The 25,753-nt window shown below is 38.5% G+C and carries 19 protein-coding genes and 1 pseudogene; 9 read left to right on the forward strand and 11 right to left on the reverse strand.

Features of this window, described 5'->3' with window-relative positions; genetic code table 11:
• The gene (locus AVJ19_RS01305; protein ID WP_111858037.1) at nt 1-3,792 is read left to right on the forward strand and encodes a UvrD-helicase domain-containing protein; all 3,792 of its coding nucleotides are present in this window, start codon (nt 1-3) and stop codon (nt 3,790-3,792) included.
• Nucleotides 3,793-3,879: 87 nt separating this feature from the next.
• A complete protein-coding gene (recD, locus tag AVJ19_RS01310) occupies nt 3,880-5,640 on the forward strand; it encodes an exodeoxyribonuclease V subunit alpha (RefSeq protein WP_228203263.1) in 1,761 nt (586 codons plus the stop codon).
• Between the two features lie 605 nt (nt 5,641-6,245).
• Here the strand turns inward: recD and AVJ19_RS01315 are convergent.
• Complete coding sequence (locus AVJ19_RS01315; RefSeq protein WP_111858148.1) at nt 6,246-7,544, reverse strand: serine hydrolase domain-containing protein; 1,299 nt, start codon at nt 7,542-7,544, stop codon at nt 6,246-6,248.
• A 258-nt stretch (nt 7,545-7,802) separates the two neighbouring features.
• On the opposite strand from AVJ19_RS01315, the gene rpsO reads away from it, so the two are divergent.
• The 3 genes from rpsO (at nt 7,803) to AVJ19_RS01330 (ending at nt 11,841) form a co-directional block, all read left to right on the forward strand.
• Nucleotides 7,803-8,072 (forward strand): 30S ribosomal protein S15, encoded by a 270-nt coding sequence (gene rpsO / locus AVJ19_RS01320; RefSeq protein WP_111858039.1) that lies wholly within the window; start codon nt 7,803-7,805, stop codon nt 8,070-8,072.
• A 288-nt stretch (nt 8,073-8,360) separates the two neighbouring features.
• Nucleotides 8,361-10,448, forward strand: a complete 2,088-nt coding sequence (pnp, locus tag AVJ19_RS01325; protein ID WP_171334143.1) for a polyribonucleotide nucleotidyltransferase — start codon at nt 8,361-8,363, stop codon at nt 10,446-10,448.
• 169 nt (nt 10,449-10,617) lie between these two features.
• Nucleotides 10,618-11,841: a magnesium transporter CorA family protein gene (locus tag AVJ19_RS01330; protein WP_111858041.1), complete on the forward strand. Its 1,224-nt coding sequence runs from the start codon at nt 10,618-10,620 to the stop codon at nt 11,839-11,841.
• 12 nt (nt 11,842-11,853) lie between these two features.
• On the opposite strand, the gene AVJ19_RS01335 is transcribed toward AVJ19_RS01330, so the two are convergent.
• From AVJ19_RS01335 to AVJ19_RS01365, 7 genes are all read right to left on the reverse strand, one after another.
• Nucleotides 11,854-12,117 carry a YdcH family protein gene (locus tag AVJ19_RS01335; protein ID WP_111858042.1) on the reverse strand — a complete coding sequence of 88 codons (264 nt, stop codon included), beginning with the start codon at nt 12,115-12,117 and terminating at the stop codon, nt 11,854-11,856.
• A gap of 110 nt (nt 12,118-12,227) precedes the next feature.
• On the reverse strand, nt 12,228-12,557 hold the full coding sequence (locus tag AVJ19_RS01340; protein ID WP_111858043.1) for a chaperone modulator CbpM: 330 nt from the start codon (nt 12,555-12,557) through the stop codon (nt 12,228-12,230).
• A 27-nt stretch (nt 12,558-12,584) separates the two neighbouring features.
• Nucleotides 12,585-13,550 carry a DnaJ C-terminal domain-containing protein gene (locus AVJ19_RS01345; RefSeq protein ID WP_111858044.1) on the reverse strand — a complete coding sequence of 322 codons (966 nt, stop codon included), beginning with the start codon at nt 13,548-13,550 and terminating at the stop codon, nt 12,585-12,587.
• 293 nt (nt 13,551-13,843) lie between these two features.
• The gene (locus AVJ19_RS01350) at nt 13,844-14,296 is read right to left on the reverse strand and encodes a DUF2147 domain-containing protein (protein WP_111858045.1); all 453 of its coding nucleotides are present in this window, start codon (nt 14,294-14,296) and stop codon (nt 13,844-13,846) included.
• Nucleotides 14,297-14,396: 100 nt separating this feature from the next.
• Entirely contained in the window at nt 14,397-15,272 is an 876-nt protein-coding gene (locus AVJ19_RS01355) for an Hsp33 family molecular chaperone HslO (protein WP_111858046.1), read from the reverse strand.
• 54 nt (nt 15,273-15,326) lie between these two features.
• Nucleotides 15,327-17,228 (reverse strand): monovalent cation:proton antiporter-2 (CPA2) family protein, encoded by a 1,902-nt coding sequence (locus AVJ19_RS01360; protein ID WP_111858047.1) that lies wholly within the window; start codon nt 17,226-17,228, stop codon nt 15,327-15,329.
• A gap of 419 nt (nt 17,229-17,647) precedes the next feature.
• Nucleotides 17,648-19,858 (reverse strand): primosomal protein N', encoded by a 2,211-nt coding sequence (locus AVJ19_RS01365; RefSeq protein ID WP_111858149.1) that lies wholly within the window; start codon nt 19,856-19,858, stop codon nt 17,648-17,650.
• 194 nt (nt 19,859-20,052) lie between these two features.
• On the opposite strand from AVJ19_RS01365, the gene gspF reads away from it, so the two are divergent.
• The 3 genes from gspF (at nt 20,053) to AVJ19_RS01380 (ending at nt 22,347) form a co-directional block, all read left to right on the forward strand.
• Entirely contained in the window at nt 20,053-21,258 is a 1,206-nt protein-coding gene (gene gspF, locus AVJ19_RS01370; protein ID WP_111858048.1) for a type II secretion system inner membrane protein GspF, read from the forward strand.
• Between the two features lie 49 nt (nt 21,259-21,307).
• Complete coding sequence (gene gspG, locus AVJ19_RS01375; protein WP_111858049.1) at nt 21,308-21,745, forward strand: type II secretion system major pseudopilin GspG; 438 nt, start codon at nt 21,308-21,310, stop codon at nt 21,743-21,745.
• A gap of 266 nt (nt 21,746-22,011) precedes the next feature.
• Complete coding sequence (locus AVJ19_RS01380; protein ID WP_111858050.1) at nt 22,012-22,347, forward strand: hypothetical protein; 336 nt, start codon at nt 22,012-22,014, stop codon at nt 22,345-22,347.
• 102 nt (nt 22,348-22,449) lie between these two features.
• Here the strand turns inward: AVJ19_RS01380 and AVJ19_RS01385 are convergent, their stop codons facing one another.
• A complete protein-coding gene (locus AVJ19_RS01385) occupies nt 22,450-22,881 on the reverse strand; it encodes a GFA family protein (RefSeq protein WP_111858051.1) in 432 nt (143 codons plus the stop codon).
• A gap of 88 nt (nt 22,882-22,969) precedes the next feature.
• Here AVJ19_RS01385 and AVJ19_RS01390 point away from each other — a divergent pair, with 88 nt between their 5' ends.
• The gene (locus tag AVJ19_RS01390; protein ID WP_111858052.1) at nt 22,970-23,308 is read left to right on the forward strand and encodes a tRNA-binding protein; all 339 of its coding nucleotides are present in this window, start codon (nt 22,970-22,972) and stop codon (nt 23,306-23,308) included.
• A 35-nt stretch (nt 23,309-23,343) separates the two neighbouring features.
• Here AVJ19_RS01390 and lnt read toward each other — a convergent pair.
• Nucleotides 23,344-24,904: pseudogene (gene lnt, locus AVJ19_RS01395) on the reverse strand (apolipoprotein N-acyltransferase).
• Nucleotides 24,901-25,740, reverse strand: a complete 840-nt coding sequence (locus AVJ19_RS01400; protein WP_111858053.1) for an HlyC/CorC family transporter — start codon at nt 25,738-25,740, stop codon at nt 24,901-24,903. The pseudogene lnt and the gene AVJ19_RS01400 overlap by 4 nt, the downstream one beginning before the upstream one ends.
• Nucleotides 25,741-25,753: the final 13 nt, after the last annotated feature.

Consider the following 25,753-nt stretch of genomic DNA (forward strand, 5'->3'; position numbering starts at 1 on the left):
ATGAGTCAACAGCATTCCCCATTGACACATCAGACGAATAAAAAAATTTCCAATGAGCCGATTGCGGATTTGCATTTTTCAGGTCTGCATTGGATTGAAGCTTCGGCAGGTACAGGTAAAACCTATACTTTATCAAGTTTAATGGTGCGGATTTTTCTTGAAAAATATCTCCCGAGCCAAGTGATTGCCACGACATTTACCCGTAAAGCCGCAGCAGAGTTAAAAAGCCGTATTCGCTCACGTTTACAGGAAACCTATCGTTATTTTGATGCCTGTCGTGATTTGAGTGAGTCAGCGGTTTTAGCCAAGGCACAGCAGGAAAGTGATCCTTTATTTGCCAAGTTATTGCTGACTTTTGCCACTCAAGTTGCCTATGCTTGTGAGCGTTTGAAGTTGGTGATTGATCAACTCGATGAATTATTTGTTGGTACATTGGACAGTTTCAGCCAAAAATTATTGCGTGAATTTGCCTTTGAAAGTGGCAAAATTGAACGGGCTGAAATTACCGATGATGCAAAAAGTTATAGTTATCAATTGATTCATGATGTATTACGGGAATGGGTACAAAAACAACCGCAGGAAATTGTGGATAGTCTGATTTTTGCAGGTGAATTACATGCAGTGGATTATTATGTTGCTACCGTTGAACAAAGTTTAAATTTTACCTCTGCCAATTTTATAGAGCCGAAGTTTGTCAGTGCTGATTTTGAACATTTTAAAAAAGCGATGACCGCATTACAGCAGATTTCTGTTGAAGAATTACAATCCTTAGCGCCGTATTATGTCGAAGATGCTGCACATTACAAACAAATCAATGGAACAAAGTTTAGAAATGGGCGTTTCAATCGTATTTTTGCCAAAAGTTTGCCTAAAATTATTGAGGTGCTACGCCAACAAGGCACAAAAAGTTATTTAAGTACGCAACTTAGCTTTGAAAAAGCTGATATGGCGACTTTGATCAAAGTCTTAAATGAACAACAGATTTTTAAAAAAGCAGCAACAGAAACGATTCAAAATGAATTTTATCAGCATCCTTTAATTTTAAAATTACGCAATATTTATCAAGATATTGAACAATTTGAAGCGCAATTGGTCGGAACAGATACTTTCCTGAAATACTACCTTGCACAAGAAGTGAAAAAGCGTCTGCCACAAGTCTTACAACAAAAAGGCGAAACCACATTTTCACAGCAAATTCGTACACTCGCAGAAGCACTGCAAGGCGAGCAAGGACAGCGTTTTGCTACTTTTATCCATGCGCGTTATCCCTTGATTTTAGTTGATGAATTTCAAGACACCAACCAAGATCAGGATAATATGTTGGCACAGATTTGGCGACATCCAAGCCGTGTCAAACAAGGCTGTATGATCATGGTTGGTGACCGTAAACAAGCGATTTATGGCTTTCGTGGCGGTGACATGCTGACCTTTTTAAAGGCACATCAAGATGTCTTTGGTAAAGATGGACATGAATATAATCTGATCTATAACCATCGTTCGGTTAAACCTTTGGTTGAAGTGGTTGATGCATTGTTTCAACGGCAAATGGATTTTGGTGAGCAGGTGAGTTATACCCCTGTGCAAGCAGGCAGTCGCCCACATCCTGATTTGATTGACAATGGTGTGGTGAATCCGCAACCATTACGATGGATTCAACTTGAAGATAAAAATAAAGAAGCCGAGCAAGTGGCTTGGAAAATCCGTGATCTGCTCAATCAAGGCATTCAAGAAACCCTTTATTTTGCTGAAAAAACAGGGCATCGCAGTCTTGAGGAAAATGATATTGCGATACTGTCCAAAAATCACGATGGCTTAGATAAGGCGCAATCGGCACTGACCTTTTTAGGCATTCGCAGCAATCGCCCTTCGAAAAAAAGTGTTTTTGAAAGCCAAATTGCCCGTGATGTTGGCGCAGTATTGACTGCAATTATGCATCCTTATGATGAGGCAAAAATCAAACGTGCTTTGCTCAGCCGTTTATTGGGTTTTCAATTGTCTGAATTAATCAAATTGGAACAGCGTGCTGATGGCTTGAGTCAATATATTGAACAGTTCGATTTGATTCGTGAAATGTGGCTCAATCAAGGCTTTTTAACCGCTTGGCAATATGCCCTGAATCAATTTTCTGTATGGACAAAATTGGTCGCAACGCAAAGCCGTGACAATGAACGAGTGGTGGTAAATTTACGCCATTTGACGGAATTGCTCAGCCAACACAGTGAAGAATATCAAGGTGCACAAAATCTGTATCATTGGTATTTAAAACAGCTGACTTCACCAATGGAACGGGAATGGGAATTGGAACGTAAGCTTTCAAATGAAGCAGGCGTGCAATTGATGACCATTCACCAATCCAAAGGTTTGGAATTTAAAGTGGTATTTTTATTGGGCGCAGATAAAGATTTTAAGGAAATGCACAAAGCCTTAAATTTCTCTACCCAAGAACAAGCCAATGCTGTGACAGGACAAATCGAAGTGCAACGTGTGGTTGCGGTCAATGATCCTCATGTGCTGAAAAAAGAAGATATTGAACAGCACAATGCACGTGCTTTGGCAGAACATCACCGCCTATGGTATGTGGCACTGACACGGGCAAGCTATCGGGTCTATGCGATGATGCAGGACAATGTCGGCAAGTCCACCACAGGTTTGGCATTTTGGCGTGGGCATCCTGCAACCGCTTTTCAACATATCGGTACGACAGTTGAGCCTTTACTGACAGAACGTCCACCCCGTTTAAAACAGAAAACAACAGAAGTTCAAGCTGCAATTGTTGCCGAAGTATTTCCAAAACAACGCTTTTATGCACGTGGCAAAACTAGTTTCAGTGCTTTGGCACAACATTCAGTGCGACAAAAACCTCAGGATCATTTGGCAGTGTCTGAACAAGGGCAAGATCGGGCTGCGGATGAAGTGCAATACAATCAGCTAAGTTTTGTACAGCAACACAATCAAGCCAATGTGCCAACACAACCGATTGCATGGATCAAAGCCAATTTCCCCAAAGGTACAGTGGCAGGGAATTTCCTGCATGAAATTTTTGAACATATTGATTTTCACAATCGCCAATTTTGGCATTTGGAAATTCATCGCCGTTTTAAAAATGACTATGCGGGCTTATGGGCAGAACTGATTGAAAAATATCAACAAGCATTTGCAAGTGATGAACCGCAACAGCAGCAAGAAGACACCTTGATTCAATGGATGATGGCATGGTTACACGATGTTTTGGCTACTCCCCTGATGGATCATTTTCATTTGGGGCAACTGCAAGCACATGAACACTTGGCGGAGTTTCCATTCTATTTAGCATTGTCAGATCGAGTGTTCGCCATTCAACGGATTCATGACTTATTTGATGAATATAAAGAAAAATACAACATTCAAATGCCTGAGTTTAATCAAGCCAATTCAGCACGCTATTTAAATGGTTCAATCGACCTTGTATTTTTTGATGGTCAGCGTTATCACATTGCGGATTATAAAAGTAATTTCTTGGGTACAGCGCAACAGCATTATCACAGTGAAGCTATACAGGACAGCATGAGTTCAGCGAGTTATTGGCTGCAAGCGGCATTGTATTTGGTGGCATTACATCGTTATTTAAGCGTTAAACTTGAGAATTATCAAATAGATCAGCATTTGGGTGGGGCGAGTTACTTATATCTGCGAGGCATGAATGGCGAGCATGGACAAGGCTATCAATATTGGCGACCTGATTCGGAATTTATCCTGAGACTTGATGCAATATTGGGTTATTTCTCTGAGGATAAACTTGGCAATATTGCATGAATATTTAGATGAATCTCTGTATAAACAATGAACTATATTGTGGATAAATTTGTTGAAAACTCTGTAGATAACTCTGAGGATAACTGTGTGGAAAATAGTCAAAATTTAGAAAATCAATTACCTCAATGGGTTAGTAACTGGACAAATTATCTATTAAAGCAATGTTTAGATGATGAAAAATTGTATGAAAATTCATTTAAAATAATCAGTGAAATATTGATGGCATCTCTACAGGGGGATAGTTGTTTAAAACGAAATGGTCAAAATATAGATTATCTCAAGGCATTATTTATTGCTGAAGATCAAATCATGCATAAAGATCAAGCTCAACAGCAGGTTGCACCTTTTGTAGTGGATGATGAATATCTGTATTTATACCGTTATTGGCAGCTTGAGCAACGTTTAGCACAACAGATCATTCGTTTAAAACAGCAATCTATTGATGCAATGTTAACGGAAAATTTTAATGGCTTATTGAGTGATTCACACCAGAAAAATGCACTGAATATGGTCGCTCAAAATGCTTTGAATATCATTACGGGTGGACCGGGGACAGGGAAAACCTATACGCTGGCACGTATTATTGCTGTTTTACATCAGGCTTTGCCAAATATCCGCATTGCAATGGCTGCACCTACAGGAAAAGCCGCACAGCGTATGGGCGAAGCCTTACAAAAATCTTTAAGTGATCCGAAGCTACAAAGTTTTGGACTACGTTTAGAGATGTTTAATCCAGTAACTATTCACCGTTTGCTTGGCTTAGGAAATCAACATATTCCACGTTTTCATTTAAAGCAGCCTTTGCCCTATGATGTCATCGTGGTTGATGAAGCTTCAATGTTAGATTTAAATCTAGCGACCATGCTTTTTGAAGCCGTACCTGAAAATTGCCGTTTAATTTTATTAGGAGATGCTAATCAGCTAGCATCTGTTGATGTTGGTGCGGTATTGGCGGATTTACAGCGTGTTGCTGCATTGCAAGATAACTGTGTAAATTTGGTCACGACACATCGTTTTAAACAAGATGCAGCGATTGGAAAATTTGCACATTTTATTCAACAAGATCATATTTTTGAACAAGCACAATCTTCGCTTTTACAGGCTTTTGAAAAGAATATCGTGACTCGAAACCAGATTGAAACAGTTGAACTACATGCTGATCTGCAAGATATTGTGCAATTGGAATATTTACCAGAACAAATTGCCGCTGATTTATATCGTGAATATTACCAAAAGTTAGCACTTGGTTTTCAAGGCTATTTTAATAGTTTGATTGATTATTTGGATGACATTGAATCACCTGAACAGATAGAAAGCGTGATTCAAGCTTTTGATCAGTATCGGGTTTTAACAGCAGTTCGTCATGGGGGCTTAGGCTTAAGAGCCATTAATGCTGAAATGGAGCAAGCATTGTTAAAAGCCATTCCACAACTCTATCGCCAAGGAGACTGGTATGTGGGACGACCTGTGATGATGGATTACAATGATTATCAATTAGGACTATCTAATGGTGATATTGGTGTATGTTTTAAACATCGTCAGCAAGTGGGGCAGTTTGAGGTTTATTTCCCAAGTTTAAACAAATGGATTGCTGCTTCTCGCTTACCGAAGTCCATTCAAACAGCTTTTGCATTGACCATTCACAAGTCACAAGGTTCTGAGTTTCAGCATACGATGGTGGTTTTGGATGCATCTGCACAAAGGCTTTTAAGTCAAGAATTACTCTATACAGCCATTACACGTGCCAAATCAGTGGTCAGTTTATTGGTGAATAAGGATGCTTTCTACCAAGCTTTAACTGTTGCGACACAGCGTCAAAGTGGATTGCTTAAAAAAATTAACATCTGATTTTTATTGTTAAATTTAATTAATTAATTTGCATTTTGTAAGAAATTGCTTACATGAATTCAAGAAATTGACGCATAGAGCTTCTTAGCACTTTTTGAGATGATGAGCACATAAAGAGCTTGGTAAGGAACACTAAGCAAAATCGCACAATAACAATAATTTAAAGTCGAGAGACTGCGAACTTACATGAAGTAGGGCATAAAGAGGAAACTTACAGCCGCTAAGCCTTGTAGTTTTGGGAGAGACTACAAGGCTTTTTTATGTCTTTTTCTGTTACATCAGTGTCACAAAGTATACATAATGTAAGATATTACTTACAAAAATATAAGAAAAATGCGACTTTCATCATCTTTTGTTTGTGGCATTATGAACACATAAGGAAATATAACAACAGCAAAATATATGGATCTCAACATAGTGATAAATGATATGAGATAACAATAAAAATAAATAAAATAATAAGAAAGAGAAAATAAGAAACTACAGCGCACAGAAAAGCCCTTAGAGTAATCTAAGGGCTTTTTCTTAATCAGTACTTAAATATTGCAATATTGATGAATAAAGATACAGTGTCTTTTGACAATGTATCTTATGGTGTTTAAAAGTTAAACACGATCTGTTTCTGTTGCATCTGTGCCAAATAAGCCACGGCGTTGTTCTTTCGGTACTTTTGGACATTGTGTTGAGATTTGCAACAGTACATTTGCAAGCGCAGCTAAGTGTGTCCCGACCACAGATTTTCCAGTATTTAAAATACTGACACTAATGTCACGTTCAGGATCAGCCCAGCATAGAATATTGGAGAATCCTAAATGCCCAAAAGCTTGTCCAGTTTGTGGACCAAAGATGCCTACAGGATTGCTGCCAAGCATCGGACCAAGTGCATAACGCATCGGTGCTAAAATGGTACGGTCAATGGTAGTTGTGGATGTTGGTAGCGTAGCACGAAACACCGTTTGTGGGCTCATGATCTGTTTGCCATTGTATTGTCCGCCATTAAGTAGCATTTCAAAAAAACGATTGGTTTGTTCTGCATTGGTATAAATATTTCCCGCAGGGCAGACTGTATCCATAAAACGATGATCATTCGTGACATTTACTGCCAACTCTAAACCACCGCCTAAAACATGGTCTAAATAGAGATCTGTACCAAATTTAGGATGGATGCCTGTTGCGGTGTTCAGCGCAACTTGATCTCGAAGCTCAGGTTTTAAACCATAGTTAAAAAATGGCATGTCCATTGGCTTTTCGATTTTTTCATGTAAAAACTGACGAATATCCTGCCCAGTCACTCGTTCGATCAATTCACCTAAAATATAGCCTGCAGTTACAGCATGATAAGCAAGGTGTGCACCTGCGGGTGAAATCGGTTTTGAGGCATAGAGTTGTTGCAAAATTTGTTCTTTATCAAAGAGTAATTCAGGCGTCACCTCAGCTTCTACACGTGGAATGCCGCCACGATGAGAGAGTAAATGGAAAATAGTGGCACGGCGTTTGCCATTTTGTGCATACTCAGGAATATAGTGGCTGATCGGATCAAGTAAATTAATTTCACCTGTTTCATCCAGCATATGTACTAACATTGCTGTGACCATTTTCGATGCGGAAAATAGACAAATTGGTGTATCAGGATTGGCAATCGTGGCATTTTTAGTAAGTCCATGAGCAGTATTGCCTTGCACATAGCCAATGCTGCGATTGAGCATCACTTGTCCATTACGTCGGATACAAATACTGATCAATGGATGATTGCCTGTTCTATACAGGGACTCAATACTGTGCCAAATTTTATTGACTTGTTTGCTGTTCATTCCACCCAGTTCAGCAGCAACTTCATGTTTAGATTGAATAATTGAAGTTAAATCTTTGGGTACATGGCAGGTATTAGTTGAAAATATTTTCACGATGTTATCCATTTTCTTTTTCTATGACTCAGTCTGCCTTTCATGGCTTTTCTTGTCAGTGTCCGAATTGCCTCAACATTGTCATAAATTTGCAAGAGCGACGTGTTATGACTGAAATATCCTGACGATAGTTTTGCAATCTCAGGGCAGTTCCTTTAAAATAGGCGACTGCTGTAGTGATGCACGGCAGTTGAATTGATTTTGAAGAATCAATTTGATTTTTATCAAGTATTTATATAAGCATCTCGGAGAAATCGAATGGCTTTAACAAACGCAGATCGCGCAGAGATCATTGCAAAATTCGCTCGTGCAGAAAATGACACTGGTTCACCAGAAGTACAAGTTGCTTTATTGACTGGTCAAATCAATGATTTGCAAGGTCACTTTAAAGAACATAAACATGACCATCACAGCCGTCGTGGTTTGATCCGTATGGTTAACCAACGTCGTAAGCTTCTTGATTACCTTAAAGGTAAAGATGCTACTCGTTATAGCGATTTGATTGCTGCTTTAGGTTTACGTCGTTAATTCGATTTAAACTTTTATTTTCGGATTATTGCATGCTAAATGCTGTATTGATGAAAACTAAAGTCTATCCAGTTTCGATTGGATAAAAGGAAGGGGCGAATATTCGCTCCTTCTTCGTGTTTAAAATTAGTGTAAATAAAGATTAATTTGAATTTATTCTCTAGTGAGGTCGGCTTCTAAGCTTTGTCATTTATAGGATTACTTGAAAGGGTAAGATGAATGCCAAACCTTAGGGGTCTCCACTAGAATAACTGTTCAAAAGAACATAGGAAATAAAATTACATGTCAATGTTTAATGTTATTCGTAAAGAATTTCAATATGGTCAATATCAAGTTGTACTTGAAACAGGTCGCGTTGCACGTCAAGCAAACACTGTTGTGATCACAATGGGTGGCGTAACAGTTTTAGTTGCTGTTGTTGCTCAACCGACTGCTAAAGCAGGTCAAGACTTTTTCCCACTTACAGTAAACTATCAAGAAAAACAATATGCTGCGGGTCGTATCCCAGGTGGTTATGGTAAACGTGAAGGTCGTGCTTCAGAGTCTGAAACTTTAATCTCTCGTTTGATCGACCGTCCAATTCGTCCATTGTTCCCAGAAGGTTACTATAACGAAATCCAAGTAACGGCAACTGTTGTGTCTTCTGACAAAACTATGGAAGCTGATATTGCTGCAATGTTGGGTACTTCTGCTGCTCTTGCGATTGCAGGTACACCATTCCGTGGTCCAATCGGTGGCGCACGTGTGGGTTTAATCAACGGTGAATATGTTCTTAACCCGAACTTAGAACAACTTGCTCAATCTGATCTTGATCTTGTTGTTGCTGGTACAGAGTCTGCTGTACTTATGGTTGAATCTGAGGCGAAAGAACTTTCAGAAGACCAAATGTTAGGCGCTGTGCTTTTCGGTCATGACGAAATGCAAATTGCGATCCAAGCAATTAAAGAATTTGCAGCAGCTGCGGGTGCAACAGAGTCTACTTGGACTGCACCTTCGAAAAATGAAGATCTTCGTGCAAAATTAAAAGAAACATTTGAAGCTAAAATCTCAGAAGCTTATACGATTGCAGTTAAACAAGATCGTTATGCAGCTTTAGATGCTTTGGAAGCTGAAGCAAAAGCTCAATTTATCCCTGAAGAAGACGTTGATGGCATCGCTGATGACCTAAACGAATTATTTGAAGATCTTAAATACCGTACAGTACGTGACAACATCCTTTCAGGTAAACCACGTATTGATGGTCGTGATACTAAAACTGTTCGTGCATTAGACGTACAAGTGGGTGTATTAGACCGTGCACACGGTTCTGCATTGTTCACACGTGGTGAAACTCAAGCATTAGTAACAACGACACTAGGTAATACACGTGATGCGTTGATGGTTGATACTTTAGCGGGTACTAAAACTGACAACTTCATGTTGCACTACAACTTCCCTGCATATTCTGTAGGTGAAACTGGTCGTGAATCAGGTCCTAAACGTCGTGAAATCGGTCATGGTCGTTTGGCACGCCGTGGTGTTCAAGCTGTTCTTCCTGCGGCTGATCGCTTCCCGTATGTCATCCGTATCGTATCAGACATCACTGAATCTAACGGTTCATCTTCAATGGCTTCTGTATGTGGTGCTTCATTGTCACTTATGGATGCAGGTGTTCCACTTAAAGCACCAGTTGCGGGTATCGCAATGGGTCTAGTAAAAGAAGGTGAGCGTTTCGCAGTACTTTCTGACATCTTGGGTGATGAAGATCACTTAGGTGATATGGACTTTAAAGTAGCGGGTTCTGCAAACGGTATTACTGCGCTTCAAATGGATATCAAAATCGAAGGTATCACTGAAGAAATTATGGAAGTTGCATTGAACCAAGCATATGCAGGTCGTATGCATATTCTAAATGCAATGAACCAAGTGATTTCACGTGCTCGTCCTGAAATTTCAATGTTCGCACCGACATTCCAAGTGATCAACATCAACCCTGATAAGATCCGTGATGTAATCGGTAAAGGTGGTGCGACGATTCGTGCAATCACTGAAGAAACTAAAGCTGCGATTGACATCGAAGACAATGGTACAGTACGTGTATTTGGTGAGTCTAAAGCTGCTGCTCAAGCTGCGATTGCAAAAATCCAAGCACTTACTGCTGAAGTTGAACCAGGTACAATTTATGTCGGTAAAGTGATTCGTATCGTTGAATTTGGTGCGTTCGTGAATATCCTTCCAGGTACTGATGGTTTACTTCACATTTCTCAAATTTCAAATGAGCGTGTTGCAAATGTATCGGACGTTCTTGCTGAAGGTCAAGAAATCAAAGTACAAGTTGCTGATGTAGACAATCGTGGTCGTATTAAACTTACGATGAAAGACATCGAACAAGCTTAATTTTTTAAGCTAAATAAAAAGTCCGCATCAAGCGGACTTTTTATTTTTATGGATTTAAAAATAGAAAAAAAGCAAAGATTGATCATCAAGTCATGATGCAATTTAAAGTAAGATGAGTTTTTAAAATAGAGCAAGTTTTAAGAAAAAACGGCGCTTGAGATAATGATGTATGCAAACTTTTTATTTTTTTCAATCCCAAGAACAAAGCAATATTTGTATTCAAAACCAGTCTAATCCTCATGCTGAACAGCAATTTATCTGGATTGATTGTACCCGTGAAGATGTGGTCAATCGTAGTGAGCATTGGCAAAAAGAAATTTTAGAATTAACAGGTATTTATTTAAATGAATATCATATTCGTGACATTTTAAATCTAGAGCATCCATGCGCATTTGATGCGATGGAAGACTATGATTTGTTGATTTTTCGCAAGTTGATTACGCCAGATGATCATATTAATAGTGATGAAATGGCAGTTGAACAACATGAAAGTGTTTTTGGTCTGACTTCAACACCTGTAAGTTTTGTGATCACGCCACAAGTTTTGATTAGTATTCATGAAAAGGGCAATCATGCATTTGAAAGCTATCTCAATCGGATCATGAATATCATGAGCAAAGATTTTGAGGAGCAAAATAAGCCAAGAAAATTACCCTCTACGCCTTTAGATCTGGCTTTGCGTTTACTCAATACGATGATAGATGGCTATTTAGATTTAAGAAAACCATTAACACGACGGGTGGAATATTGGCAACAAGATTTATTGCAAGGCAATCGACGTTTTGCACAATGGCATCAACTTTTTCAAGAAATGATGGTTTTTCAACAAATTGAAAATCTATGCGAAGAACAAATAGATGCTTTGCAGGAACTACGTGATGAAATCGTGGATAATTATTCTCATTTTAAAGGCAAGAAAAAGGCAGATAAGCAAGATTTAATGTTGGTACGTGTTGATGATTTAAATAGCCATGTTGAGCGTATTCAAAAGTATACATCACGTTTGAGTAGTGCGATTCAGGCAGCGATTGATTTACATTTTTCAGCGATAGCCAATCAAACCAATGAAAATATGCGAATTCTTGCAATTATTACCGCAGTTTTTGCACCGCTCACATTGCTGACGGGTATTTATGGGATGAACTTTGAGTTTATTCCAGGATTGAAAAGTCCAATTGGTTTTTGGATCATGTTATCTAGTATGTTGATCTGTACCATTGCTTTATTGGTTTATTTCTATCGTCGACATTTGGTGGGGCGTGGCGAAAGAAGTGTGATTGATATGTTGGCGCAACAACATAAAAATCAACACGTCAATCTGCTGTGGTTTTTAGACTATGAGCCCATTAAACAAACGATGAAAGAAGTCGAAAAAATCACTAAATTGAAATAATTTCAGACTATGCTATTTGCCTGTAAGTACAGATGCTTTTTGCAAAAGTAGATAAAGCTCATCTTTAATTTTAAGTTTTTTGCGCTTTAAAATCTCGATGTCATCATGGATATGATTGATCGGATCGAGTTCTAAATGCGTGATGGTTTTGTCTAATTCATCATGCTCTTGAAAGAGCTTAGCAAATCGAGGATTGTTATCTTTTAGGGTGTTCACAAGTTCACTATGCTCAGGGAACATATATTTGATTTTCTTATTGATAACTTTTGAATTCATCAGGATAGATAACCTCTTAGTACCAGTTTTGATTGTATAAGAGGACTATCATGACAGGTTAAATATTAACCTGTCATCTGTATTTAACAATTTGAAATGAATTAATCAAATTAATAGTGAACCTGCTTAACTTGTTTGCGCAATTGTTGAACCTCATCAATCAAATCCATCATCATTGCAACAGCTGAAAAACTGGCTTCAAAATCACGTTGCAGTCGATATGCACGCCGTGCACGTGTGACATCTTCACCAAAAAACTGGTGAATACGATCTTCTGGTCGTGCTGTTAAAATATCATATTCGAGTAGTTGCAATACCCATTCTGGGCTCTGACCACAGGCTTGGGCAAAATGGGTTAAATCAAAACATAATCGTTCATCAACGATTTCAGCGTCTTGACAGCCGTTACTGACAATTTCACGGTAATGTATAGTTGTCATATGTTGCTCCTTTAAGATGTCGAAAGCTTATCGAGCTTTAAAGTTTGGAAAAGCACTGGCATAGTCTTGGTAGGCTTGTTGCTCTTGGGCAGTATCAGCTTTTGGGTAAACGATATTTAAAATGAGATATAAGTGTCCTGCAGTTTTATTTGGAATTCCTTTGTCTTTTAAGCGTAATTGTTGATTTTGTTTGGCATTTTTAGGGATATTGACTTGGATTTTACCTGCAGGTGTATTGAGTTCGATGCTTTGTCCAAGTGCTGCTTCCCAAGGTGTGATATCTACAGTGTAATAAACGTCCGCATCTTCGACACGAATTCGATCAGTATCTTGATAGCGTATTTCAATATATAGGTCACCATTTTCACCACCATTGATCCCTGCTTGTCCTTGTTTAGAAAGGCGAATTTGCTGTCCTTCTTTCATACCTTTGGGAATTTTTACTTGTAAGGTTTTGCGTTGGACTTCAGGTTCACCATAGGCATTATACGTTGGAATTTGTAGGGTGATCGTTTGGGTTGAGCCTTCATATGCTACCTGAATTGGAACGTCTATACTGGCATGTTGGTCTTCGCCTTTATAACTTCGTTGCTGTGAACTTCTTTGATCATATTCTTGTTGGCGACCACCACCAAAACCACCACCAAAACGACCAAATAGATCTTCAAAACCACTGAAGTCTTGAGCATTGGATTGACCACTAGAGCGATAGAACTGACTGCCATCAAAGCCACTTTGTCCACTAGCTTGACCGCCAAAACCACCACCTGTAAAGCCTTGAGGATGATCAAGCTCAAAATCGTATTGTTTTTTCTTTTCTTCATTGCTTAATGTGTCGTATGCCACATTAATCGCTTGCATTCTTTCCTCAGCATCGGCTTCTTTACTGACATCAGGATGATATTTACGTGCTAATTTTCGGTATGCTTTTTTGATCTGTTCAGGTGTTGCATCTCTGGCAACACCAAGTTCTTCATAATAATTTTTTGCCATAGTTGATATCATTTTTGATCTTGATTTCATTCATTAATATGCCATTTTGGGCAAAGATAAAAGAGTGACTTGGTGCAGATATTGTTTCAAAAGCTATCAAAGTACTTTTAAAAGACCTATTAAAATTGGAGTGTGGTGATAAGGTTTTGATTTTATTGTTTATTTATAATGTGAAATATTTAGTGATTTTGATTTTAAATTAAAGCTTGTATTGTTCTTAATCAAATAACATGATCAGATTTAAAAAATCAATACAAACTTTAATCCCATAGATTTAACTTACTTGGTGATATTTAGTCTGGTAGGCGAATCCATGTTGCCGAACGCCCTAACATTGAAACACCAATATAACCACGTACGGTCAAACGTGTACCTTTATCATTCACTTTAACTTTACTTTGGTAAACATTGCCTGAGAGTGGATCAAGCACTTGTCCATTTTTATATTCATTAGGATTTTTAGGATCTTGCTTAAAATTCCAAAATATTTGCATACCAACATAAGGTTTGTTTTTCAAATCACCTTTGCAGTTCTTACAATTGGGCTCTAAAGGTTTATCTGCAATGGGGCGGATTTCAAAAATTTTCCCTGAATAAGTTCCATCGCTATTTTTAACGATGCGCACATCAGCACGTGAATCTCCAGTTTTATCATCAACAGTTCGCCATTTTCCGACAATATCTGTTGCTGCAAATAGAGATGTAGAACACATTAAGCTCAGTAAAAGTAGTGATTTTTTTAACATTTTATCCTCCAATATCATTGTTGTAATAAAAAGAGCAAACTTAGGTTTACTCTTTTTAGGAGAAAAAGCAATATAAATTTTAATCAAATGTTTAAAACATTTAACTTAAATGTTCACCAAATAAACTCAAAGCATCTTTTGCAGTAAAGATATAGCGTTTGTTACAGAATTGGCAATCCATTTCAATTGGATTATTGATTTCTAAGGTTTCTTTTACTGCATCTAAGCCAATTTGAATGAGTGCATTGGCACATTTTTCACGTGAACATGTGCAGGCAAACTTGAGCTGTTCAACTTCAGGTAAACGCACTTCTTCTTCATTGTATAAACGATACAAAATGTCTTGTGCATCTAATTCAGTCAGTTCGTCAGCTTTTAAAGTTTCAGTCAACATGGTCAGGCGAGGCCAGAGGTCTTCATCAACACGTTGCTGTTCTTCTTCATTATTACGAGGTAATAATTGAATCAGTAAACCACCAGAACGAGTTGCATTACTGGCTAATACAATACGTGTTGGAATTTGTGCAGACAAATCATAATATTGCATTAAACAACCTGCTAGGGTTGGCTTCTCTAAAGCGACAATACCTTGATAACGTTCACCAAACTCAGGTTCGATATTGATAAACAAGACTGCTGAGTTAAGTGCTGCAAGTACCGTACTGCTGCTTTCACCCTGCATAAAACGTGGGTCTTCCTCATAATCAGCAAGGGCACGTACTTCACCTAGATGGTTGCATTCTGCCATTGCCCATTTAAATGTACCTTGCGCTTGAATTTGTAAGCTGATTCGTCCTTTAATTTTTAAAGTACTGGCAAGTAAAGCTGTTGCACTGAGCATTTCACCCAGTAGGACTTGTACTGCGGGTGCATATTCTCGCTGCGCTAAAATGGTTTGTAGTGCAGTTTCAAGATGTACTACTTCACCACGAACAGGACTATCTTCAATATAAAAACGTTGACGTAAATCAGTCATAAAATTCTCCAAATCCCTGTTTAAATGGTGACGATATTTTAAATCACAAGCCATTTATTGCTGAATATCAGATGAGTTTTTAGTTTCATCACTGACATTGATTCGGTCAGGATGGTGAGCCAAAACGGTTTTACGTTCTAAACCTGATTCATCTAAGTCTGGATTATCTTTAAATTGTTCAGGATCTTGCTGTGCAGCATCAGCATCACTTTCAAATAAATGCTCAAGTTCAGAAATAAAATCACGATAACTTTCATAGACTTTTTGCTCATCGGTATAAATACGCTGCTGACGAGAAAGTAGTTCTTCATCATAATTTCGGAACAATTCAATGCTGTCATACGCTGCAGACTTGTCCAAGCCTAATTCACATAACGTCCGATAACCCATGCCTAAAGAAGTTAAGTAAGTCTCACGCCAAATATGTTTCACACCCAAGTCACGTAATAAATGCATGTGATAACGATCACGGGCACGTACAAGCAAGGTTAATTGCGGGTAATTTAAGCGTATATGACGTGCCACATTCATTGAATCTTCCACATCATCAATGGCTAATACAAAAACTTTGGCTTCCTCAATCCCTGCTGCACGTAAAATATCAGGCAAAGTGACATCACCATAATACAATGTACCGCCATAACGTCGAACAAAATCTATTTTTTGTAAGCTATGGTCAATCGCTGTAAATGGAAAATGTTGCATGTGTGCCAAACGTGCCACAATTTGCCCAACACGCCCAAAACCTGCAATGATCAATGGCGGGTGTTGATTTGGAATGTCATCATAATCAGGTGGTTGTGATTTATTCAATAAAGGAAGAATAAATGTTCCGACAAGCCAAAAGACGATAGGTGTAAAGACCATTGACAGCGTCACAACCAAAGTAATTGGTTCAGCAATTGCAGCACTGAGAACTTTTTCACTTTTGGCAACATTCAGTACAACAAAAGCAAATTCCCCACCTTGTGCCAAACACGTCGCCACCATCAAACTATTTGACCAACTCATTTTTTTAAATCGGGCGATGGCGGTCATTGTGATCATTTTAATTATGATTAACAGCAGTGCAGCACCGATGATTTGCAGTGGAATATCAACCAACAAATTCAGTTGTGTGGTCATGCCTACTGTCATAAAAAATAAACCAAGCAATAAGCCTTTAAATGGCGTAATACTGGCTTCAATTTCATGACGGAACTCAGAATCCGCCAACAGCACACCCGTTAAAAATGCACCTAAAGTCGTACTGATGCCCAAAGTATCCATCAGTAATACGACAGCCAAAACAATGAATAAACCGACAGCAGTCAAAAGCTCAGTTGCACCACTTTTAGCAACGAATCGGAAAAATGGACGCATGACATAACGACTAAACAAAAACAGTCCTGTGAAAGTTGCAATGATTGCTGCGAAATAGGCAACACCATGATGGGTGGTGGAATTGCCTGATAATAGTGGAATCACAGCAAGCAAAGGAATAGCGGCAATATCTTGGAACAGTAAAATCGAAAAGGACTGCTGACCATGTGTGGTGTTTAGTTGTTGTTTTTCAGATAAGAGTTGCAGTACAAATGCAGTAGAGGAGAGTGCTAAGGCAAAACCAATGACAAAACTGGCAGAAAGTGATTGTTGTAACAATAAAAATACAGTACCCATCAACACAATGCCTGTCACGACAACTTGTAAACTTCCCATCACAAAGATGGATTGACGCATTTCCCATAAACGCTGTGGGCGAAGTTCTAGCCCAATCAGAAACATCAGTAAAATCACGCCAAATTCAGCAAGATGCATGATTTCTTCTGGATCACTGGCAATGTTAAAAGCACTCGGACCAAGTAAAATCCCTGTAAAGAGATAGCCAAGTACCGTAGCAATACCAAATTTTTTGCCTAAGGGTACCAGTATTAATGCTGCACCTAGAAAAAGCGTTATTTGTAATAACGGTGACATTGACCTGTCCTAATTTTTTTACTTTGGAAATTGTACCTTGATTTTGAAAGCGACTCAGTATTTTTACTGAGACTGAGTATTCATGGGTACGCTGTTGTTAGATTGATGATATTGTATGAAAAAGAGTGTAATGAAAATTTGTACAAACAAGCCATTTTAGATTTTTTAAATCACCGTGCGCATTTTATAAAATTAAATGAAGATCAATTTTTAGCACAGCCCCATATTTTATTGAACAATTTAGATGAATTTGTGTAGGCGATGCCTGACTTTTGACAGGGCAAAAGTAACAAAACCCTTTTGTTGGAACAAAGGTTCATCCCTGAACCTTGTCCCAACATAGCGACACCCATGTCGCTTCACGTGATAGCAGCAATGGTATTAAAGCTGATAAATCGGAAGCTATTTTGATATCAACATTAACTTAACTCTTGCGGATCAACATCAATCGTTAGTTTCATTTGAGATGGTTTTTGCTGAAGTACGTATTGCCACCACTGACGAATATAAAAATGCATCTTGGCACGATCATGCGATAACAACACAACATGCGCTTGATAACGACCTGCTTTACGTTCCATCGGTGCAGGAATCGGTCCCCAAATATCAATCAAATTTTCCTCAGTATTATGTCGTAATTGTTGGGTCATTTCCGTCAGAAATTTTTGATTGTCATCCTGACTTTTTGACTCACAGCGCAGCAAAATCGCATAACGGTAAGGTGGCATTTGGGCGATTTTTCGGTCTGCTAAGGTTTGTTTGGCAAATGCTCGATAATTTTCATCCAGTAATATATTCAGCAACGGATGCTCAGGTCTTAAGGTTTGTAAATATACATCACCTTTTTTCTCACCACGTCCCGAACGCCCTGCAACTTGTACGATCAACTGTGCTGTACGTTCGGTTGCACGAAAATCAACACTGAGCAAGCCTGCATCAATATCTAAAATCGCCACCAAAGTCACATAAGGAAAATGATGACCTTTTGCTAGCATTTGTGTACCTAGTAAAATAGTCGGTTCACTTTTTTGGATTTGATCATAAATCCGCTGCCAACTACCAACTCGACTGGTCGAATCACGATCCACACGCAGTACAGGATACTTTGGAAACAGTTCATTGAGCGCTTCTTCAACTTTGGCTGTTCCCATACCAATCGGTTTTAAGGTGTTCTGGTTGCACTCAGGACAGGCATCAGGTAAGCGATTGATCGTACCGCAATGGTGGCAATGCAAATGTGAATATGGTTTTAAATGTAGCGTAAAATGAGCATCACAATGTGGGCAATTGGCTTGCCAACCACAACTTTCACAGATCAGTACAGGGGCATAACCACGCCGATTCAGGAAAATTAAAACTTGTTCTTTTTTCTCTAAACGTTTGCCGATTTCACTGATTAATTGTTCGCTTAAACCTGCGGTTTTTTTACTGATTTTTAAATCAATAACGTGCATTTTTGGCATGACGGCTGTGCCTGCACGTTGGTTTAATTCTAAACGTGTAAGTTTGCCTTGTTGTGCTAAAAAGTAGCTATCAATGCTTGGTGTGGCAGAACCTAAGATAATTGGGCAGTTTTCCAAATGTGCCCGATATAAGGCGACATCTCGGGCATGATAGCGAAAACCTTCTTGTTGCTTAAAAGAAAGATCATGTTCTTCATCCAAAATAATCAAACCCAAATTTGGCATAGGTGTGAAGATCGCAGAACGGGTACCTAAGATAATTGAGGCTTTGCCTGTTTCGGTATGCTGCCATGCTTGCAAGCGTTTAGTGTCGTTTAAGCCTGAATGGAGTAGAGCAATATTACAATGAAAACGAGATTGAAAACGGCTAACAGTTTGTGGGGTTAAGCCAATTTCAGGAACGAGTACCAGCACTTGTTTGCCTTGCTTTAGAACTTCGTACATGACTTGTAAATAGACTTCAGTTTTACCACTCCCTGTTAAACCATCAAGCAAAAAGCCTTGATATTTTTTTTGTGCTTTTAAAATAGTTTGAATGGCTTTTTTTTGTTCTTCATTTGGAGTAAGTGGCATTTGTGCCAAGCTGATCGGCTCTGGTTTAAAGTTTTGAGGTTCTAAATCACAAACAATAATTTCTTTCTTTTCTAAGGCTTTTAAAGTCGCAGTTTCGATACCACTCAGATTTAAAATATTTTCTTGTGTACCTTTAGGATGTAATTTTAAAATTTTATAGGCTTCTTGTTGTTTTTCAGAGCGTTTTACTTTGTCTTCAGCCTTTAAATCTAAAACTTTCCAAATGCGTGCCAGTAGATTGTAGGGTTTGCCTTGACGTAATAAAGTGGGTAATGCAGTTTGCATCACTTCACCAATTGGGAATTGATAATATTGCGCTGCCCATGTCAATAAACTTAAAACTTTGTCATTTAGAATCCCTCGATCGTCTAAAAACTCAGTGATAAACTTGAGTTGAAAGCGTGGATCAAGTGGAGCATCTACAGCAAGTTTTTCAGTAATGATCGCCACGAGTTTTTGTCGTCCAAAAGACACAACCACACGCATTCCTACATCGGCTTGAGTATATTGTTCAGCCGTGACCTTATAGTCAAAGCAATCATATAAAAATACAGGTACAGCAACACGTACACGGTAGATGAGGGATTCAGGCATGGATAGGGTGACATTTTCAGAGTTTGGCATAAATTATCAATTACACTTGAATGAAAAAGTATCGTGTAGTGTTGAGCGTATGGTAGAGTGTAGCAGTCATGAAGATCTTTGAATAATTGCTTAGAATATGAATGATTTTAAGGGTCTTATGCAACTGCTAAGAGACAAGAATTTTGGAAAACTAGAGCATTATAATGCCAGCATATCAATTTACTGCTATTGATGCTTCAGGAAAGCAACAAAAAGGTGTGTTAGAGGGAGATTCAGCACGCCAGATTCGACAACAATTGCGGGACAAAGAATGGATTCCTGTTACGGTTGATGCTGTTGAGCAAAAAGATAAAAGCAAAAGTACAGGATTATTTCAAAAAAAATTCTCAGCCTATGAATTGGCGCTGATGACGCGTCAGTTGTCTGTATTGGTTGCTGCCTCGATTCCTCTAGAAGAAGCCTTACGAGCAGTTGCCAAACAAAGTGAAAAAGCCCATGTGCAAAATTTACTGTTGGCTGTGCGTTCTAAAGTTTTAGAAGGGCATTCTTTGGCACAAGCCATGCAACAGTCAGGAAGTTTTCCTGACTTGTATATTGCGACTGTGGCAGCAGGAGAGCGTTCAGGGCATTTGGATTTGATCTTAGATCAGTTGTCGGATTACACCGAAAACCGTTTTGCCATGCAAAAGAAAGTACAAGGTGCAATGATTTACCCCATCATTTTGATGCTGATGTCTTTTGGGATTGTGATGGGCTTGATGACTTACGTCGTGCCAGATATTGTCAAAACATTTGATCAAAGTAAACAAGCCTTACCGTGGATTACAGTGGTTTTAATGAAAGCCAGTGATTTTATTCGCACCTCATGGCCTTTTGTTTTGGTGGCAAGCGTATTGGGTACTTTTGTACTGGTTCGTTTTTTAAAAACCAGTGCAGGACATTATGCCTTTGATCGTTTAACGCTCAGATTGCCATTATTTGGTAAATTATCACGTGGTATAAATTCAGCACGTTTTGCCAGTACCTTGTCGATTTTAACTCAGTCAGGTGTTCCCTTAGTGGATGCTTTGAAGATTGGTGCAGCTGTGAGTAGTAATTGGGTCATTCGAGATGCGGTAAATATTGCAGCCGAGAAAGTTACTGAGGGTGGAAATTTAGCAACACAATTAGAACGTTGTGGTTATTTCCCACCGATGATGGTGCAAATGATTAAAAGTGGTGAAGCATCGGGTGAGCTTGATCGCATGTTAGCACGAGCCTCAGATATGCAAGATCGTGAAGTCAGTGCTTTTATTTCAACTTTATTGGCACTGCTTGAGCCGTTGATGTTGGTGTTTATGGCAGGTATTGTTTTGGTGATTGTGATCGCTGTGATGTTGCCAATCGTCAATATGAACAATATGATTTAAGCCAAGAATTTAATTATTTTATAATGAATTGTGTGAAGAGAGAATTTCAATGCAAGGTAAAATGAATAGAAGTAAACAATCGGGTTTTACACTGATCGAAGTCATGGTAGTGATTGTAATCTTAGGTGTGTTGGCAGCATTGATTGTACCGAATGTGATGGGACGTGGTGAAAAAGCCAAAGTCGATACCACAAAAATTACTCTAAAAGGTGTTGCGGGTGCTTTAGACCAATATAAATTGGACAATGGGCACTTTCCAAATAGCCAAGAAGGTGGTTTAGATGCTTTAATTAATAAGCCTGCAACTGCAAAGAATTGGATGCCAGATGGTTATTTGAAAGGTGGCTATCCAAAAGACAGTTGGGAAAATGATGTGCAATATGTTATTCCTGGTTCTGAAGGTCGCCCATTTGATTTATATTCATTTGGTGCAGATGGAAAACAAGGTGGTGAAGGCAATGATGCAGATATTTATTATACGCCTTAAATAAAACAGTCATGGAAATAATCACTTCACTTGATCGAGTTAATAAATATGAAGTGAAGTGATAATCTTTCTTGATTCTAAATTTAATATTAAGTTATTGATAATAAGAAATAAAATAAAAATTTATTTGTTGAGAGATATAATAAGAATTATTCCCATATTTAATAGTTACAAGAAAGTTAAATGATGGATAAAAATAGACTTTTTATTTATTTAAAAGCTTGCATAATGTTCTTTAAAGGCAACTAAATTGCTAGGAGAATAAGATGAAAGCATTATTTTTATCAGATGAAATTAACCAATTTCATTGGTCTATGCTCAAATCTGTTCTTTTGATTTTGAGCCTATTGCCAATGAGTCAAGTATTTTTAAATGTATGGCAAGACCTCGATGCAAGTAGCCAAATTATGATGGGCTTTTTAGGTCTGAGTGTTTTTAGTGCAGTTGCTATTATCAGTTTTTATCAGGCTTTAAATGCTACAGTGTCTACATTTAATCTCGATGATTTATCAAAGTTTGATGTTGTTTTAGTGAAAGTCTATCGTCATTTGCCGATGTTGTTTTTGGCAGGGATGTTGTCTTATTTAGCAGCACAAATTTAAGATTTTGAGTGTGAAAACCAAATTTGAATGCTGATGATACAGGTGCATCATCAGCATTTTTCATTTTAATGAGATATAAAATATTTTGCCTTGAAATCAAAATCATGATCCAAGTTTAAAAAAATCTTTTAACTCATCCCATGTTGGAAGTTCAGCATATTGGCTATGTTGTGCTGTTTCCTCCCAATTTGTCCGTGAAGTCATACAAAAATCTAAACGCAGCTTTGGCTGAATACCACTGTCAATCAAACCAAGTGGAATCCACATATAGGGATGTTGTCCGATGAGATTGGACACAGGTGAGCCACAGTTTTGACAAAAAGATGAGGTGAATCCTGTGTCCTTTTTATAGGTTTTGATGTCAGTTTGCCCATTTTTCCATGCAAAATTTTCAACTTTGACCATGCTTGCATGATTGGCATGTGTTCCTGATTGTTTGCGGCATAGGCTACAATGACATTGATAAATCATTTCAAAATCATTTTGTGCAATTTGAAATTGCACACTGCTACATAAACATTGTCCATTTAACATGATTGTTTGTCCGTTTTGCCTCAGGTTTTATTTTTCTCATGCTTTAAAATAGCACAGTGAAGTTTAAAAATGAAAATAAGGTGAAATGATGCAAGAAATTGAATGGAATGATTTTTTAAAAGTAGAATTACGTGTAGGAAAAATCGTATCCGCAGAAGTTTTTGCCAAAGCACGTAAGCCTGCTTATATTCTGCATGTTGATTTTGGCACTGAGATTGGCATTAAAAAATCCAGTGCACAAATTACAGATTTGTATCAGCCAGACAGTTTGGTGGGAAAGTTAGTGATTGCGGTGGTCAATTTTCCGAAAAAACAGATTGGTTCTATTCAGTCAGAATGTTTAGTGACAGGTTTTCATAATGTAGAGGGTCATGTGGCACTGTGTGTGCCTGATACAGATGTGCCATTAGGTACAAAATTATTATAGGTGATAAAAAACCTCTCTAAGAGAGGCTTCTGAATTTATCGTCTAGATTTAAAACTGACATCAATATGTTTAGGACGGTAAATCCATCCTACGATTAACAAGAGCAATGAGAAGATCAAAATTGGCCAATCACTTAAACGTGTATAGAGCGTTTCACCTTGCATCGCAGGTAAATCACCACGTAGCACAGCCTGCTGATCCATTGGCGCTTGTTTAACAATATGTCCATTATGATCAATAAATGCTGTCACACCTGTATTGGTGGCACGAATAAACCAACGTCCATTTTCTTTGGCACGCATTTGTACCATTTGTAAATGTTGCTGTGGTCCTGCTGTACCTGTAAACCATGCATCGTTAGACACAGTGACCAAAAAGTCACTATTGATTGCGTTACGACGAGTCAGATTTGGATAAGCAACTTCATAGCAAACTGCTGCTGCAAGTTGATGATTTTTAATTTTAAATGGCTTCTGATCACTGTCACCACGTGAAAAACCAGCCATTGCAGGATCATTTTGCAAAGCGGGTAGTACCCAGCTCAGAAAACCTGATAATGGAATATATTCTCCAAACGGTACTAAGCGTTGCTTTTTATACAAACCAGATGAGTCAGCACCTGATGCCATCATACTGTTGTAATACATTGGCTGACCAACTTGTTCTGACTCTTTTAAGTCCCAATAGGGAATACCTGTGACCCAAGCCGAACCTGTTTGTTTGGCTTTTTGATCCATCATCTTTAAGAAGTCAGGAATATCACTTTGGAATAGTGGAATAGAAGATTCAGGCCAAACGATGAGATCACGTCCCCATTCATTACGAGAGAGATCAACGTAAATCTGTAAGGTTTTGATTTGGTATTCAGTGAGCCATTTCAAATCTTGTGGAATATTGCCTTGAATCAAAGAAACACTGAGTGGCTTTTCATTTTTAGGCTGCACAAAGGTAATGAATGATGCACTCCAAGCGCCAAGTAGCAACAGGGCTGAAGGAATAATCCAAATCAATTTACGTTGTAAAATCTCAACCAAGGCACAAGCAAGAATGATTACAACAAAAGATACAGCAAATACACCAAATAAAGGTGCATAGCCGTCTAAAAAGCGTTCAGTGAAGGCATAACCTGCAAATAACCACGGAAAACCTGTAAATACCCATGTTTTCGCCCATTCAAATGCTACCCAAAGTGGGGCAAAAGTCAGTGGGGTTTCGGGGAAAAAAACGTCGATATGCCCAAGTTTGTACTGCAGTAAACAAGCCCATTAATATTGCCATAACAGCAATCATCAGCACGCTTAAAAATGAGTTGGTATCGCCATAGGTGTGGATTGAGGTATAGAGCCAAAATGCACCAACGAACCAGAGTCCAAAACCAAAACTCCAACCTAAGAACAAGGCTTGTTTAGGATTACGTCCTTTTAAGCAGGCATACAGTAGTGCAGGTGATAAAATCGCCAACCACCACCAATGAAAGGGTGCGAGTGCGAAACTAAACACCGCACCTGACACTAGACTAATCAATAATGGAATAATAAAGGGAAGTTGCTTATGTTGTTCTGACGGTTTTAGCAGTTTGTCAAAATAGGCTCTCATTTACGTACAGCTCGAATCAGATGAATAGTGCGGGCATCTGCTTCAATAATGGTAAATTGCCAAGCCTCAAGTTCAACCACTTGACCTTGTAAATCACTCACTAAACCAATTTCTTGAAGCAATAGACCGCCCATAGTTTCCACTTCATCATCAGAAAAATCAGCATCTAAAACATTGTTAAAGTGTTCGATTGGTGTAAGTGCTTGTACAATCCAAGTATTGGCTGTGTTATGTGAAGGATCAGGGAGAATAAATTGAGCCTCTTCATCGACATTGTCGTGTTCGTCCTCAATCTCTCCCACAATTTCTTCTAAAATGTCTTCTAAAGTCACCAAGCCTGCGGTTGAGCCATATTCATCAATCACAATCGCAATATGAGTTTGGGTATTTTTGAGCATACGTAGCACTTGGTCAGAACGCGCACTTTCGGGTACAAATAAAGGCTGACGCATAATACTGCGCACATCGACTTTAATCGTGCGATCTGTTAAGTAGGGTAATAGATCTTTGGCAAGTAAAATACCAACAACATTTTCAGGTTGATCCGCTGAAAATACAGGAAAACGAGAATGTGCAGACTCGATCAAAACATGCAAAATATCCAACAATTGATCATCTTCTTGTAAGCTGATCATTGCAGTTCGTGGGGTCATGACTTCACGAATTTTTGTTGCAGGAAGGTCTAAAACGCCTTCTAACATAGCAACGGTATCGGGTTCTAAAAAACGACGTGAATCTTGTACTAATTTTAGCAATTCATCGCGAGTTTCGGGTGCTGTACCTAACCATTTGCGTAAGCCACGCATTCCCCACGACGTGCCTGATTCCTCGTGCATGATCTTTCCTAAA

It is taken from the genome of Acinetobacter sp. CFCC 10889 (assembly GCF_003268395.1).
Lineage (GTDB): Bacteria > Pseudomonadota > Gammaproteobacteria > Pseudomonadales > Moraxellaceae > Acinetobacter.

Coding starts and splice junctions, on each gene's coding strand:
- gspF (WP_111858048.1), top strand. CDS start 20,053: ATGCCAGCATATCAATTTACTGCTATTGATGCTTCAGGAAAGCAACAA.
- gspG (WP_111858049.1), top strand. CDS start 21,308: ATGCAAGGTAAAATGAATAGAAGTAAACAATCGGGTTTTACACTGATC.
- AVJ19_RS01330 (WP_111858041.1), top strand. CDS start 10,618: ATGCAAACTTTTTATTTTTTTCAATCCCAAGAACAAAGCAATATTTGT.
- AVJ19_RS01360 (WP_111858047.1), bottom strand. CDS start 17,228: ATGTCACCGTTATTACAAATAACGCTTTTTCTAGGTGCAGCATTAATA.
- AVJ19_RS01305 (WP_111858037.1), top strand. CDS start 1: ATGAGTCAACAGCATTCCCCATTGACACATCAGACGAATAAAAAAATT.
- AVJ19_RS01365 (WP_111858149.1), bottom strand. CDS start 19,858: ATGCCTGAATCCCTCATCTACCGTGTACGTGTTGCTGTACCTGTATTT.
- pnp (WP_171334143.1), top strand. CDS start 8,361: ATGTTTAATGTTATTCGTAAAGAATTTCAATATGGTCAATATCAAGTT.
- AVJ19_RS01400 (WP_111858053.1), bottom strand. CDS start 25,740: ATGCACGAGGAATCAGGCACGTCGTGGGGAATGCGTGGCTTACGCAAA.
- AVJ19_RS01340 (WP_111858043.1), bottom strand. CDS start 12,557: ATGACAACTATACATTACCGTGAAATTGTCAGTAACGGCTGTCAAGAC.
- AVJ19_RS01385 (WP_111858051.1), bottom strand. CDS start 22,881: ATGTTAAATGGACAATGTTTATGTAGCAGTGTGCAATTTCAAATTGCA.
- AVJ19_RS01350 (WP_111858045.1), bottom strand. CDS start 14,296: ATGTTAAAAAAATCACTACTTTTACTGAGCTTAATGTGTTCTACATCT.
- AVJ19_RS01345 (WP_111858044.1), bottom strand. CDS start 13,550: ATGGCAAAAAATTATTATGAAGAACTTGGTGTTGCCAGAGATGCAACA.
- AVJ19_RS01335 (WP_111858042.1), bottom strand. CDS start 12,117: ATGAATTCAAAAGTTATCAATAAGAAAATCAAATATATGTTCCCTGAG.
- rpsO (WP_111858039.1), top strand. CDS start 7,803: ATGGCTTTAACAAACGCAGATCGCGCAGAGATCATTGCAAAATTCGCT.
- AVJ19_RS01390 (WP_111858052.1), top strand. CDS start 22,970: ATGCAAGAAATTGAATGGAATGATTTTTTAAAAGTAGAATTACGTGTA.
- AVJ19_RS01380 (WP_111858050.1), top strand. CDS start 22,012: ATGAAAGCATTATTTTTATCAGATGAAATTAACCAATTTCATTGGTCT.
- AVJ19_RS01355 (WP_111858046.1), bottom strand. CDS start 15,272: ATGACTGATTTACGTCAACGTTTTTATATTGAAGATAGTCCTGTTCGT.